Source organism: Rhodococcus sp. UNC363MFTsu5.1 (assembly GCF_000686785.1).
In the GTDB taxonomy this organism is placed as follows: Bacteria; Actinomycetota; Actinomycetes; order Mycobacteriales; family Mycobacteriaceae; genus Rhodococcus_G; species Rhodococcus_G maanshanensis.
Window position 1 is genome coordinate 18,672 of record NZ_JMLO01000034.1, and the last position, 13,552, is coordinate 32,223.

The 13,552-nt window shown below is 70.8% G+C and carries 11 protein-coding genes; 4 read left to right on the forward strand and 7 right to left on the reverse strand.

The window, feature by feature from the left end; all coding sequences use genetic code 11:
• Window positions 1-5: 5 nt before the first annotated feature.
• From BR31_RS29705 to BR31_RS31275, 4 genes are all read right to left on the reverse strand, one after another.
• On the reverse strand, window positions 6-2,165 hold the full coding sequence (locus BR31_RS29705) for a peptidase domain-containing ABC transporter (RefSeq protein WP_231496662.1): 2,160 nt from the start codon (window positions 2,163-2,165) through the stop codon (window positions 6-8).
• The gene (locus BR31_RS0122180) at window positions 2,162-3,253 is read right to left on the reverse strand and encodes a TIGR04500 family putative peptide maturation system protein (protein WP_027502903.1); all 1,092 of its coding nucleotides are present in this window, start codon (window positions 3,251-3,253) and stop codon (window positions 2,162-2,164) included. Before BR31_RS0122180 ends, BR31_RS29705 begins: the two co-directional genes overlap by 4 nt.
• Window positions 3,250-4,275 carry an MvdC/MvdD family ATP grasp protein gene (locus BR31_RS0122185; protein WP_037177786.1) on the reverse strand — a complete coding sequence of 342 codons (1,026 nt, stop codon included), beginning with the start codon at window positions 4,273-4,275 and terminating at the stop codon, window positions 3,250-3,252. Before BR31_RS0122185 ends, BR31_RS0122180 begins: the two co-directional genes overlap by 4 nt.
• Window positions 4,276-4,361: 86 nt before the next feature.
• Window positions 4,362-4,517: a putative ATP-grasp target RiPP gene (locus tag BR31_RS31275; protein ID WP_072754273.1), complete on the reverse strand. Its 156-nt coding sequence runs from the start codon at window positions 4,515-4,517 to the stop codon at window positions 4,362-4,364.
• Between the two features lie 144 nt (window positions 4,518-4,661).
• Here BR31_RS31275 and BR31_RS0122195 point away from each other — a divergent pair, with 144 nt between their 5' ends.
• Window positions 4,662-7,526 carry an AfsR/SARP family transcriptional regulator gene (locus BR31_RS0122195; protein ID WP_197023687.1) on the forward strand — a complete coding sequence of 955 codons (2,865 nt, stop codon included), beginning with the start codon at window positions 4,662-4,664 and terminating at the stop codon, window positions 7,524-7,526.
• On the opposite strand, the gene BR31_RS0122200 is transcribed toward BR31_RS0122195, so the two are convergent.
• The 3 genes from BR31_RS0122200 to BR31_RS0122210 are packed head-to-tail and all read right to left on the reverse strand — an operon-like array spanning window position 7,520 to window position 10,486.
• Window positions 7,520-9,268 (reverse strand): DEAD/DEAH box helicase, encoded by a 1,749-nt coding sequence (locus tag BR31_RS0122200; RefSeq protein ID WP_027502906.1) that lies wholly within the window; start codon window positions 9,266-9,268, stop codon window positions 7,520-7,522. The two genes, BR31_RS0122195 and BR31_RS0122200, sit on opposite strands and share 7 nt — an antisense overlap.
• 40 nt (window positions 9,269-9,308) lie before the next feature.
• Window positions 9,309-9,947 (reverse strand): GyrI-like domain-containing protein, encoded by a 639-nt coding sequence (locus BR31_RS0122205; RefSeq protein ID WP_027502907.1) that lies wholly within the window; start codon window positions 9,945-9,947, stop codon window positions 9,309-9,311.
• Entirely contained in the window at window positions 9,944-10,486 is a 543-nt protein-coding gene (locus BR31_RS0122210; protein ID WP_027502908.1) for a PadR family transcriptional regulator, read from the reverse strand. The genes BR31_RS0122205 and BR31_RS0122210 overlap by 4 nt, the downstream gene beginning before the upstream one ends.
• 126 nt (window positions 10,487-10,612) lie before the next feature.
• On the opposite strand from BR31_RS0122210, the gene BR31_RS0122215 reads away from it, so the two are divergent.
• From BR31_RS0122215 to BR31_RS0122225, 3 genes are read left to right on the forward strand one after another with little or no spacing between them, the layout of a single operon-like run.
• Window positions 10,613-11,896: a TrpB-like pyridoxal phosphate-dependent enzyme gene (locus BR31_RS0122215; protein ID WP_027502909.1), complete on the forward strand. Its 1,284-nt coding sequence runs from the start codon at window positions 10,613-10,615 to the stop codon at window positions 11,894-11,896.
• Between the two features lie 55 nt (window positions 11,897-11,951).
• Window positions 11,952-12,749 (forward strand): carbon-nitrogen hydrolase family protein, encoded by a 798-nt coding sequence (locus BR31_RS0122220; RefSeq protein ID WP_027502910.1) that lies wholly within the window; start codon window positions 11,952-11,954, stop codon window positions 12,747-12,749.
• Between the two features lie 46 nt (window positions 12,750-12,795).
• Window positions 12,796-13,422, forward strand: a complete 627-nt coding sequence (locus BR31_RS0122225; RefSeq protein WP_027502911.1) for a phosphoribosyltransferase — start codon at window positions 12,796-12,798, stop codon at window positions 13,420-13,422.
• Window positions 13,423-13,552 lie beyond the last annotated feature (130 nt).

Here is a 13,552-nt window from a genome sequence, read left to right on the forward strand (position 1 = left end):
CCGGATCAGGTTGCCGGGGCGGCCTCGATCGTCTGCCCCGCAACCAGATCGGCGTACGCGCCGCCCGCGCCGACGAGTTCGTCGTGCCTGCCCCGCTCCACGATCCGACCGCCTTCGAGCACCAGGATCACGTCCGCCTCCCGCACCGTGCTCAGGCGGTGCGCGATGATGATGCGGGTCTGACGCAGCGTGGACAGATTGCCCGCGACAGCCGCCTCCGTTCTCGTGTCCAGCGCGCTGGTCGCCTCGTCCAGCAGGAGGATGCACGGGTCCGCCAGCACCGCCCTGGCCAACGCCAGCCGCTGCCGCTGACCGCCGGACAGCCCCGCCCCCTCGCGCAGCAGGGTGTCGTAGCCCATCGGCATCGCGGCGATCTCGTCGTGCAGGCACGCCACCCGGGCGGCCGCCATGATCTCGTCCCGCCCTGCCCTCGGCCGACACAGCCCGATGTTCTCGGCGATGCTCCCGGTGAACAACACGCACTCCTGCGTGACGACGCCGAACTGGGCGCGCAGCGACCTCAGGTCGACACCAACCGAGTCGATGCCGTCGAAGTGCACCGATCCCTCGGTCGGCGGGAACAGTCCGAGCAGCAGGCGTGCGAGAGTGCTCTTGCCCGATCCGGAGCGTCCGACCAGTGCCACCGTTGCCCCCGCCGGAATCTCGAGATCGAGGTCGCGCAGCACCCACTCCGAGCGCGGGTCGTACCGAAACCCCACTCCCCGCAACGAGATCGATCCACGAAGCGCGGGCGCAACCGTGACGTCGAGGTCGTGCTGCTCGGCGGGGGCCTCGAGGATGTCGCCGATCCGCCGCAGATGCGCGCCCGCCACCTGGAGCCGCTGCAGGGTGCCGACGAGCGAACCGATCGGTGCAAGCGCGGCCAGCGCGATCCCGTTCAGCGCGATCATCTGACCGAGCGTCTGCTGCCCCGACATCACCTGGGTCGCACCGACGGTGATCAGCACCGCGGGGGCCGCGACCCGCAGAGTCGAGAGCGCCGCGTCCAGCGCACCCTGCAGCAGGCCGCTGCGCGCGGCATCGTGCACCGACGCGGCGAACAGTCGCGACCACTGCGTCAGCACCGCGGTCTCGGCGCCGGAGGCCTTCACCGTCTCGATCCCGCCGACCGCCTCGATCAGCTGTCCCTCGGCGGCGGCCTGCCCGGCGAGCTCCCGCTGCCCGAGCTCGACCACCCGGCGGTTGCTCAGCGCGATGAGGCCGACCGACGCCGCCGCGAAACCGGTCAGCCAGAGGCCGACCAGCGGCGACCACCAGTACACCGCCGCGAGGTAACCGAGCGCGAGTGGCCCGTCGAGGAGGGCGGCGACGACCGGGCCCGTGACCAGCTCACGTACCGCACCCACCGATGAGATGCGTTGCACCACATCACCGGTCCCCCGCCTGAGGAAGTACCCGAGCGGCAGCCGCAGCAACCGCTCGACGAGCGTCGCGGTGACCTCCGCGTCGACCTGGCTGCGGAACAGGACCAACAGCGCACTCCGCGCCAGCCCGACCCCGAGGTAGCCGAGGCACGCGGCGCCAACCGCGAGCATCACGACGAGCAGCAGGCTCCGATCATCGTCCGGTATGACCCGGTCCACCAGGACGGCCGACGACAGCGGCAGGGCCATCCCCAACGCCTGCAACGCCGCCGAGGCGAGCACGATCCGGGCGATCAGGCCGCGTCGTCCGCGCAGCAGGAGCGAGGCCAACTCCCGGCGCCACGGCGCCCGCGCGCGATCGGACCGGTGCGGTTCGAGCGACCCTCGCTCGAATTCCAGCAACACCCCGGCATAGCCCTCGTCGAACTCGTCGTGCCGGATCCTGCGCCTGCCTCGGGCCGGATCCACGATGTGCACCCAGGTCGGCCCGACCCGCTCGACCACCACGAAATGGTCTCCGCGCCAATGCACCACGGCAGGCAAGGTCACCTCGCCGCTCAGCACGATCTGCGCCGGCCCACCCAGCGCGCGCACGCCGAGTCCGTACCCGCGGGCGGCCTGCACCAGGGCCAACGCGGTCAACCCGTCCCGTCCCGCGCCCAGTTCCTCGCCCACCTCGGCCGCGGTGCGGTGCGATCCGAAGTACCGGAGGATCATCGTCAGGCACGCCGCACCGCAGTCCGACATCCCGTTCTGGGCGACGGGGACTATCCGCGTCACGGCCGGTGCACCGGCGCGCCGGTCGGTGTCTTGGCGGCGTCGCCCCAGAACCACTCGATCTGAGCGACCTCGCGCCGCTCCGCCAGCCACTGCGCGAACACCGCCTCCGCCACCGCCCGATCGGCCCGTGCGTCCGACGCCGCCCGAGTTCGCGCCAGTACCTGCACGACCCGCCAGCCCGGCTCGTCCGGCACGGGACCGAGCACCTCCGAGAGTTCGGCCAGGAACAGCGGCCCCGCAAGAGATTCGGGTAGCTCGCACCTGACCACCTCGGTCAGTTCGACGCCCGTGAGCGTGGCCGAGGCGGCGAACTCCGCCGCGGCCGCGGCGCCGAACGCGCGCACGGCGTGCTCCCCGCCGTCGACCATCCGCGCCCGCACGAGATCGAGGAACCGCTCGGCCTCGGCACGCTCGGCGAATCGCACGGTGGCGACGCGTGCCCGATCGAGGGCGCCGACGTTCTCGGCCAGCCATGCCTGCCCGCGGTCCGCCACGACCCGCCGCTTCAGCTCCGCGATGGCCGCCTCGCGCTCCACCAGCTCCTCGAGCGCCGCATGGCTGAGCGTCCTGGCACGCATCCAGCGCTCGGTATCCGCCACCGTCAGCAACCCGCGCGCCCGCCGGAACGCGTCCATGGCGTCCTGCAGCACGCCCGGCGCCAGCCGCACGGGATTCTCGGCGAGTTCCTGCTTGATCAGGCACACCGAGATCAGCCGGTCCAGCAGCTCGGTCCGCTCCCACATGACGTCGAGGTAGGCCATCGCCTCCTCGATCGCGAGCGCCTCCCCGTTCACCCGCAACAGCATCGATTCGGCGGTGCGCTGGGTCCCGCGCAGCGACCACGGGATGGCACGCTCGGGCGCCCAGGAGAGGGTGGCCGTGCCCACTCCCGTCTCGGTGAGCAGCAGGCCGTACTGCATGGAATCGTCCAGCGCCTCGCGGTGCCGGAGCAGCCGCATCCGGGTGCGCGGATGCCGGGCGCGCAGCGGGGCGAGGGCCTCACGGGGGTCGGGCCGCGTCGAGGACTCGTTGAGCTGCACCAGCAGGCTCAGCGCCTCGGCGAGCAGGGTCGGGGTCGGTGCGGTCATGAGGTGGCTCCGAGGGTTCGTTGCGGGAGGTGACGGTCGGCTGAGCTCAACAGCAGCGCTGCGAGCTCGGCGGAGATGGGCAGCCCGGTGGCGTCCTCGATCCACAGCCACTGGCCCGACGGATTGATCTCCAGGAAGACGTACCTGCCGTCCGGGGTCACGATCAGATCGATTGCGCCGTACCGCAGACCGAGCTCGCCGACCAGGAGTACGCAGCGCCGGGCGACGTCGGCGGGGAGGTCGTGCACGGCGTACCGGGTCGCGGACGGGTCGTAGCAGCGCCAGTCGAGACGGGTGTGATTGCTCTCCTGGCTGTGGATCTCGGCGGCGAAGACGGTCGTACCGACGACGGTCACCCGCAGTTCCACCCGCTTCGGCACGTAGCCCTGGACGATCAGCGGACACAGCCGCATCGCCTCGGCAGAGGCCACGTCGACGGTGGTCGCGAGTTCCGCCATCCGAGCGTGGCTTTCGTCGCCGCGCACCAGCCAGGGTCGCTGCAAGGGCTTGGTGATGACCCGGCCCTCGTTCTCGTCCCAGAAGTCGAGGAACTCGTCGGGGTCGGTCGTGATGATCGTCGGCGGGAGCTCGAAGCCGAGCCGTCCCGCGAGGCCGAGCTGCCCCGGCTTGCGTCCGGCGAGCCGGATCGCGGACCTGGTGCCCGGCACGGCGAGCCCATCCAGGTCGTCCCAGAGTCCCGAGGCAAAGGACTCGCATTCCTGCTCGACGTACTCGCGGACGGCAGGGTCGGTGACGGTGGGGTGCGCGCGCGGGTCCTGCGGGCGGCGGAACCAGACGGCGTCGATCGATTCCAGGTCCACCCGCTCACCGTCGCGGACGAGCCCGCGGCTGCGCCGGCCGTCGGTGGCGTAACGCACCGACAGCGCCGCAGCGGAGGGGAATTCGACGGGATCGAAGACGGTGACCCGGGCGCCCGCGGCGTGGAGCAGGCCCATCACCGTGTCGGCGTGGGCGTCACCGGGCTGCGTCAGGACCAGGATGTGGGCGGCGGGCTGTGGCATGGCGATTGCTCCTCGTGTACGTCCCGAGGGCGCGCAGGGGGGCGCGGTTCGCACCGCGCCCCCCTGCCTCCCGTGTGGGTGACCGATCAGAAGTCGGCGTCGGTCCCGGTCCAGCCGTCGACCACGTCGATGACCTTGCTGGAGCGGCCGCGGTCACGCATACCGCCGGAGACGGCCGCGAGCTGGGCCTCGTTGAGCTCGGCGCCTGCCGCGGGGATCTCGTTGATGGTGGTGTTGCGCATCTGTCTCTCCTTCAGTGGAAGCGTCGGTCCGTCCGACACCACAGACAGTGCCGGGCAGCGGTGGAAAGCGATTGGCAGTGCGCTGCGCGGCACTGGCAACTCACTGGTAAGTCGCTGGCAAACGCGCCCCCTATGCTGATCGGCATGCTCGAACCGACCACCGCCACACCGCCTCCGACCTCCGTGTACCTGCAGGTCCTCGGCCCGGTGCGGGTACTCGTCGGCGACGAGGACGTCTCGATCGGCGGCCCGGTGCCGCGGGCGTTGCTGTCGCGGCTGGCGGTCGCGGCAGGCGAGAGCGTCTCCGACGACGCCCTGATCGACGACCTGTGGGGTGCCGATCCGCCGCCGAGCGCGAAGGTCACCCTGCAGGGCTATGTCGCGCGGATTCGCCGGGCGCTCGATCCCCACCGTCCCGGGTCGCGATCGCGGGTGCTGACCCGGCGCGGCAACGGATACGCGCTCGAACTCGATGCCACGGACTGGCAGCAGTTCACCACGCTGGCACGAGCTGGCAGAACACTTCTCGTCGAGGGCGACGCCGCGGCGGCAGCCGAAACCCTCGACGCCGCACTGGATCACTGGTGCGGCGGCGCGTATGCGGACGTCACCGACTCCGAAGCCGTGTCCGTCGAGGCGGGCCGGCTCGACGCGCTCCGGCTCGACGCGGTGGAGGATCGGATGGAGGCCGCACTCGCGTTGGGCGAGTACGGATCCGCGGCGGCCCGGCTGGAGGCGTTCACTCGTCGGCACCCGCTCCGGGAGCGGTCGTGGGAACTGCTGGCCCGCGCGCACTACCTGGCCGGCCGCCCCGGCGAGGCCCTCGACACGCTGCGCCGGGCGCGGGAGACGCTCGCCGACGAGCTCGGGACCGATCCGCGCCCCAGCCTGCTGGCGCTACAGGCCGCGATCCTCGACCACGACGTCGCCCTGACGCCCGCACCGACGGTCCCGGCCGCAGCCCAACCGCCGACCCAGCCCGCGGCGCCGGATCCGTTCGCGCACAACATCCCCCTCACCCTCTCCCCGCTGGTGGGGCGGGCGCCCCAGCTCACCGAACTCGCCACGCTGATCCGCACGCACCGCCTCGTCACGCTCACCGGTGCGGGCGGCATGGGTAAGACCCGGCTGGCGCTCGAGACCGCGCGCAGGCGCGAGGACGCCGACGGGCCCTGGCTCGTGGAACTCGCGGGGGCCTGCGAGAAATCCCACGTCACCGACGCCATCGCGACCGCGATGGGCGTGACGATCTCGGGCGGATCCGATCCACTCGCGGCCGTGTTCCGCGATCGAGAACTCCTGCTCGTGCTCGACAACTGCGAGCAGGTACTCGCGCCGGTGGCGGACTTCGTCGACACCGTGCTGTCCACCTGTCCCCGCGTCCGGATCCTCACCACCAGCCGTGAGGCACTCGGGGCCGCAGGCGAATTCGTCTACGAGGTGCCGCCGCTGTCCGAGGGCCGAGGGGGCGAAGCGGTATCACTGTTCGTCCAGCGGGCATCCGCCCAGTCCCGCGGCTTCGAACCCGACGACGCCGAGCACGAGCTGATCTCGACGCTCTGCACCGAGCTCGACGGCATGCCGCTCGCCATCGAGTTGGCCGCGGCCCAGTGCCGCACCCTGTCCGTGCGGCAGCTGTTCGCGAACATCGACGACCGGTTCTCGGTGCTTCGCGGGGGCTCGCGGACCAACGCACGGCACGCCACGATGCAGGCGGCGGTCGACTGGTCGTACCACTCGCTGTCGCCGTCGGAACAAGAGCTGTTCCAGTCCCTTGCGATCTTCAGCGGCGGCTTCGACCTGGACGGTGCACGGGCGATCACCGACTCCCCCGACCTGCTCACCGACCTCGGCTCACTGGTCGAGAAGTCGCTGATCCTCGTCGTCGGCGGCGACCCCCGGCGGTACCGGATGCTCGAGACCCTCCGGCGCTACGCCGCCCTGGTCCGGCGGCCCGAACTCACCGCCGCGGTGCGCGAGCGGCACACCCGCTGGGTCTGCGAGATGGCCGACGGCGCCCACTACGGGCTGCGCGGTCCGCAGAGCACCGAGTGGATGCGTCGGCTCGACCTGGAGATCGCCAACGTGCGCGCGGCACTGGAGGCCTGCCTGCACGACGACGAGACCTACTTCCGGATCGCGGGCGGGGTGTACTGGTACTGGTACCGGAGCGGTCATGTGGCCGAGGCGTTGAGCTACCTCGATCAGGCACTGCGGCAACGCGATTGCCCCATCCCAGGCGAGCGTCTCAGCCCGACCCGGGTGCGTGCCGTCTCAGGGGTGACGCTGATCCGCTACCTGGCCGGCGACATGGCCGGCCTGCTCGAGGCCTTCGGCTACCTGGCCGAACTCCACACCCGCACCGACGACGACGTCGCCAGGACGGAAGCCGCACTCATCCTCGCCTTCTTCGAGGCCGGGTCCGGGCTCGTCGAGCAGGCCCGCGAACACGCCGGGCACGCACTGGCCCACGCGCTACGCACCGACGAGCCGTTCACCCACGCGGAGGCGTTGATGTGTCTGGGCACCGCCGACTTCCGTGGCGGTGATTTCGAGAGCGCCGGCAGGCACCTGGACGAGGCGGTGCGGGTCGCCGCCGAGAACGGCTACGGGTGGTGCGAGGCATCCGCGCTGTGGATCAACGCCAAAACCGATCTCGCACAGGGAAAATGGGGCGGCCCGGCCGAAGGCAAGCTGGTCCGGATGGCGCGGGTGTGCGAGTCCAACGGCGACCTGACCTCCTGGCTGGTGGCGCTGGCCACGCTCGCCTACGCATTGTTCCGGCGCGGGGACCACGACACCGCGGCCGAACTGACCGGCTTCGTGTCCAGGCAGGGTGCGCTGATGGGATACGACCCACAGGCCATGGACCCGGTCGACCTCGCGCGCTACGACCGCGAGCTCCGCGCGGAGGTCCCGGCCGACCGCCTCGAGGCCGGCATCGCGCGCGGGCGCACCCTCACCCGCGCGCGGGCCTCGGCCTTGGTGGCCGAGGCCGAGCGTCAGTAGCGGTCCCGCTTGGGCTTGCGGTCGAACTTGCCCTTGCCGCCGTCGCGCGAGGGCCGGTGCCCCGGCGGGCCCTGGTCAGGGGTCAGCTGGATGAGCACGCCGGAGATCCGGGTCCGCCGCAGCGCCTCGAGGGTCTCGTTCGCCAGGTCCGCCGGCAGCTCCACCAGGCTGTGATCGGGCCGAATGCTGATGTGGCCGAAGTCGCTTCGCCGAAGACCACCCTCGTTGGCGATCGCGCCGACGATCGCGCCGGGCGCCACCTTGTGCCGCTTGCCGACCGCGATCCGGTAGGTGGCGAGCTCCTGCCCCTCCCGCCCGAACTTGGGCCCTTCGTCGAACTTGCGGGGCGGGCGCTCCCCGCGGGGCTCACGCTCGCGGCGCGGCGGCGCGGGCGGCTCGGGCGGCATCAAGAACGTGTCCCCGTCACGCGAGAGCACGGCAAGGGCCGCCGCGATGTCGGCGAGCGGGACGTCGTGCTCGCGCTCGTAGTCCTCGATCAGCGTCCGGAACAGCGCCAGGTTGTCGGAGTTCAGGCTCTCGGTGATCGAGTCGCCGAACTTGGCGACGCGCTGCGCGTTGACGTCCTCGACGGTCGGCAGCTGCATCTCCGTCAGCGGCTGCCGCGTGGCCTTCTCGATCGCCTTGAGCAGGTGCCGTTCCCGCGGCGCCACGAACAACAACGCCTCGCCGGAGCGGCCCGCGCGGCCGGTGCGGCCGATGCGGTGGACGTAGGACTCGGTGTCGTGCGGGATGTCGTAGTTGACGACGTGCGAGATGCGCTCGACGTCGAGACCGCGGGCCGCGACGTCGGTGGCGACCAGGATGTCGAGCGCACCGCTCTTGAGCTGACCGATGGTGCGCTCACGCTGCGCCTGGACGATGTCGCCGTTGATGGCGGCGGCCGAGAACCCGCGCGCCCGCAGACGTTCGGCGAGATCTTCGGTGGCCTGCTTGGTGCGGACGAAGATGATCATCGCCTCGAAGGTCTCCACCTCGAGGACCCGGGTGAGCGCATCCAGCTTGCGCTGGTGCGCGACCTGCACGTACCGCTGGCTGATGTTCGAGGCGGTCGACGTCTTCGACTTGACGGTGATCTCGACCGGATCGTGCAGGTACTGCTTGGAGATCTTGCGGATCGCCGGCGGCATGGTCGCCGAGAACAGCGCCACCTGCTTGTACTCGGGGGTGTCGGCCAGGATCCGCTCGACGTCGTCCTGGAAGCCCATCTTGAGCATCTCGTCGGCCTCGTCGAGCACCAGGTAGTCCAGGTGCGAGAGGTCGAGGGTGCCCTTCTCCAGATGATCGATCACCCGGCCGGGGGTGCCGACGATGATCTGCGCCCCGCGCCGCAGGCCCGACAGCTGCACACCGTAGGCCTGGCCACCGTAGATCGGCAGCACGCTCAGCCCGGGGATGTGCGCCGAGTACTTGCCGAACGCCTCCGCCACCTGCAGCGCCAGCTCGCGGGTCGGCGCCAGCACCAGGGCCTGCGGCCGCTTCTGTTCGGTGTCGATGCGGGACAGGATCGGAACGGCGAACGCCGCGGTCTTGCCGGTGCCGGTCTGCGCGAGGCCGACGACGTCGTTTCCTGACATCAGCGGCGGGATGGTCGCGGCCTGGATCGGCGACGGCGACTCGTAGCCGACGTCCGAGAGTGCCCGCAGCACCCGTTCATCGATGCCCAGATCGGCAAAGGTGGTGGTGTCGGTTTCCGGCTCGGGGTTGTGCTCGGTGTCGCTCATCTCACCAGGAGTTTAGTACGTCGCCGCCCGGAGCCGACGGTCACGCCCTCGTCGCGCCCGTCGCCGACGCCTGCCGGACGGGCTGACGGAGTACCGTCCGCAGCTTCTCGGGCGCGGACTTCCTGGGGTCGCCGAGGTAGATCTCGTGGTGCTTGCCGTTGAATTCGAGACCGCGACCGGGGATGAACTCGGAGTGCAACCGCTCGAGGGTCGGCGCCTCGTCGTCATAGGAGCCGACGTGCATGATCTGCACCGACAGGCCTTCCTCATGCCGTTCGTGCCGCAACTGCCCCACGGTGGGCAGCTTCTTCTTGGACTCCGTCTCCGCCAGGATGGCCACGACCTCCTCGGGGGCCATCCAGTCCGGCTGCCGGATCTGCATCGTCCAGTTCCACTCCGACTTGCTGCGGTCGACGAAGACCGCGGGATCGGGTGCCCACCACCGGCCCTCCAGCGGGCCGACCACGTAGTCGGCCTCGTGGCCGTTCTTGCTCGCGAACTTCACCGCGTACGACGCGGCGTACAGCGCCTCCACCGCAAGCCGGTAGTCCTCGGCGACATTCGGATCACCGTGGCCGTCGATCATGAGGAACCACATCGGCGGAACCTCCACCAGCACGAAGTCGTCGGTGGCAGGCGCGTAGAGCTCCTTCTGCTTCTTGAAGTCCAGCTTGGTCATCGTTTCCTCTCAAGGGATGTCAGGGTCCTGGCGACCCAGTTCTGTTCGGCTTCGAGCATCGCGAGCGAGTACTCGAAGACGGCATCGACGAAATCCGGCAGCGGCTGCTGGGCATCGCGGGCGGCGAGGACCTCGGCCCGCTTGCGGCTCAACGCGTCCGAGCGTCGCCGCAATGCGCCGACCGACTCGACGGGCGGGAGCAGAGGCCAGTTGGCCATCCCGACCAGCACCGGCGCGGCGACCGCGGACGGCTCGGCAAGGAACGCCGCGGTCCGCTCCGCGGCCGCCGCCAGTCCTGCCGGGGTGATCGCGTAGACCCGGCGCGCCCGGCCTGGGCCGCCCGACGGGGCCGCCACCTCCTCGATGAGGCCGCGCTTTTCGAGCTTGCCGAGGAGGTAGTAGATCGAGGAGAACCCGATCTGGGTCCACTGCCGCATGCCGCGCTCGCCGATCACCTTCTCGAGATCGAAGCCGTGGCGCGGACGCTCGGCGATCAGGCCGAGAAGGGTCACCTCGGATTCGGTCAGCTCTGCGGGCATGTCTATATCCTAGCACTAGGATATAGACCCGAACGGGCCGTAACGGCCACCCTGGTCGCGGCACCGCGAGTGCCGCTGATCACAATGTGCCCGTCCCATTCGCCCGAATCCCGACCAGGAGCGCCCGTGTCCGAGCAGACGCCGATCCCCACCCACTGGTACAACATCGCTGCGGACCTGCCCGTGCCGCCGCCACCGCACCTGCACCCCGGTACCAGGGAGCCGGTCACGCCCGCCGACCTCGAGGCACTGTTCCCGAGCGCGCTGATCGCGCAGGAGGCCACCACCGAGCAGTACATCGAGATCCCGGAACCGATCCGCGAGGTGTATCGGACCTGGCGTCCGGCACCGCTGATCCGGGCGAAGGAGTTCGAGAAGGCGCTCGGCACCCCGGCCCGCATCTACGTCAAGTACGAGGGCGTCAGCCCGGTGGGCAGCCACAAGACCAACACCGCGGTGGCGCAGGCGTATTACAACGCCCAGGACGGGGTCAAGAAGATCACCACCGAGACCGGCGCCGGGCAGTGGGGCAGCGCGCTGTCCTTCGCGTGCGCCAAGTTCGGCATCGAGCTCGAGGTCTGGCAGGTGCGGGCGTCGTACGCCTCCAAGCCGTACCGACGCCACCTGATCGAGACCTATGGCGCCACCGTGCACCCGAGCCCGTCCGACCTCACCGAGTCCGGTCGCAAGATGCTCGCCGAGTTCCCCGACACCCCCGGATCGCTCGGCATCGCGGTGAGCGAGGCCGTGGAGGTCGCGGCAGGCGACCCCGACGCCCGCTACGCGCTCGGCAGCGTGCTCAACCACGTGGTCCTGCACCAGACCGTCATCGGCCTCGAGGCCGTCGAGCAGCTGCGCGCGGCGGGCGAGGCCAACGCGGACGTGGTGTTCGGCTGCGCGGGCGGCGGATCCAACCTGGCCGGGCTGGCGTTCCCGTTCATCCGCGAGGTGCTGCACGAGCGGGCCACGACGCGCATCATCGCCGCCGAGCCGGCCGCCTGCCCCTCGATCACCAAGGGCGAATACCGCTACGACCACGGCGATGTGGCGGGCCTGACGCCACTGCTGAAGATGCACACCCTCGGCCAGGACTTCGTCCCGGACCCGATCCACGCGGGCGGCCTGCGCTACCACGGCATGGCGCCACTGCTCAGCCACACCGTCGAGCTGGGCTACGTGCAGGGCCAGGCCGTCGACCAGACCGACTCGTTCGCCGCGGGCGTGCTGTTCGCGCGCGCCGAGGGCATCGTGCCCGCACCCGAGTCCGCGCACGCGATCGCCGCCTGCGCCGAGTACGCGCGCGGACTGACCGAGCCGGAGGTCCTGGTCATCGGCCTGTCCGGACACGGCATGTTGGATCTGCCCGCGTACCAGGCCTACCTGGACGGCAACCTCACCTCCACGGGGTAGGACGCACCGGTGGGCGCGCCCGCGGCGCGCCCACCGGCTGGGCCATACTCGTGCCATGGTCGAGATCGCCGTTGCCCAGTTCTCCGCAGGACAGGACAAGCGGGAGAACCACCTGACGCTGCGGAACCTCGTCGGCGAGGCGGCCTCGCGCGGCGCGCAGGTGGTGGTGGCGCCCGAGTACGCCATGTTCACCGCGCCGCCAACCGACGAACGCATCCTCGCCACCGCCGAACCGCTGGACGGCCCGTTCGTCGGCGGGATGCTCGAGATCGCCGGCCAGTTCGGCGTACACGTGGTCGCCGGCATCAACGAGGCACTCGACGGCGACGAGCGGGTCTCCAACACCCTTGTCGCCGCCGCGCCCGACGGCCGGATCGCCGCCGTCTACCGAAAGCTGCACCTCTACGACGCATTCGGTTACCGCGAATCCCAGTTCTTCCGCGCCGGCGCGATCGACGATCCGGCGACCTTCGAGGTGGACGGGCTCACCTTCGGCATGCAGACCTGCTACGACCTGCGATTCCCCGAGGTCACCCGGCGGATCGTGGACGCGGGCGCTGAGGTGCTGTTGCTACCGGCCCAGTGGGTGCCGGGGCCGCTCAAGGAGGACCACTGGACGACCCTGGTGCGGGCGCGGGCGATCGAGAACACCATCTACGTCGCCGCCGCCGACCAGAGCGCAAGGACCGGCGCGGGCAACTCGATGATCGTCGACCCGATGGGCGTGGTGCTCGCGTCGCTCGGCGACCAGGTCGGGACCGCGCGGGCCGAGGCCACCGCCGAGCGGATCGCCCAGGTGCGGGCGACCAACCCGGCGCTCGAGCTGCGCCGATTCGGCATCACCGAACGCTGAAGCGCAGGCGCCGGAGGCTCTCGATCGGCGTAGCGTCGAACACAGGATGCTGTACGAGACCCGCGCGAAGGCCGGTCGCGCGTTGGCCGAGTCGCTCGGCCACCTGCGCGACGCGGATCCGCTCGTGCTTGGGCTGCCGAGGGGCGGGGTGCCGGTCGCGGCCGAGGTCGCGCACGAGCTCGGCGGCGAACTCGACGTGATCCTCGTCCGCAAGCTCGGCGTGCCGTGGCAGCCGGAACTCGCGATGGGCGCGCTCGGCGAGGGCGGCATCCGGGTGCTCAACGACGACGTCCTCGCACAGACCGGGATGAGTCCGCTCGCGCTGGCCACCGTCGAATCGCGGGAGCGCCGCGAACTCGAGCGACGCTCGCGGGTCCTGCGCGGCGATCGGGGGCGGATCCCGCTGCGGGACCGGACCGTGGTGATCGTCGACGACGGTATGGCCACCGGGGCGACGGCGGCGGTCGCCTGCCGGGTGGCCAGGGCCGAGCGAGCCGCACGCGTCGTGGTCGCGGTGCCGGTCTCCTCAGAGGAGGCGGTCGCCCGGCTGCAGAAGGAAGCGGACGAGGTGATCTGCCCGCTGGTCCCGCGCTGGCTCGGCGGTGTCGGCGGCGCCTACCGGGATTTCCACCAGCTCACGGACCAGGAGGTGACCGACCTGCTCGACACGTGATCTTCGCCTCAACTCGGCGAAAAACCCGCAGATCACGCGACTTGGAGTTACACGTAACTCCCCGAAGCGGGGGTGAACCCTCGCAATCCGGACAGCCTTGAGAGTGCATACCGACCACGGATGTGATCCA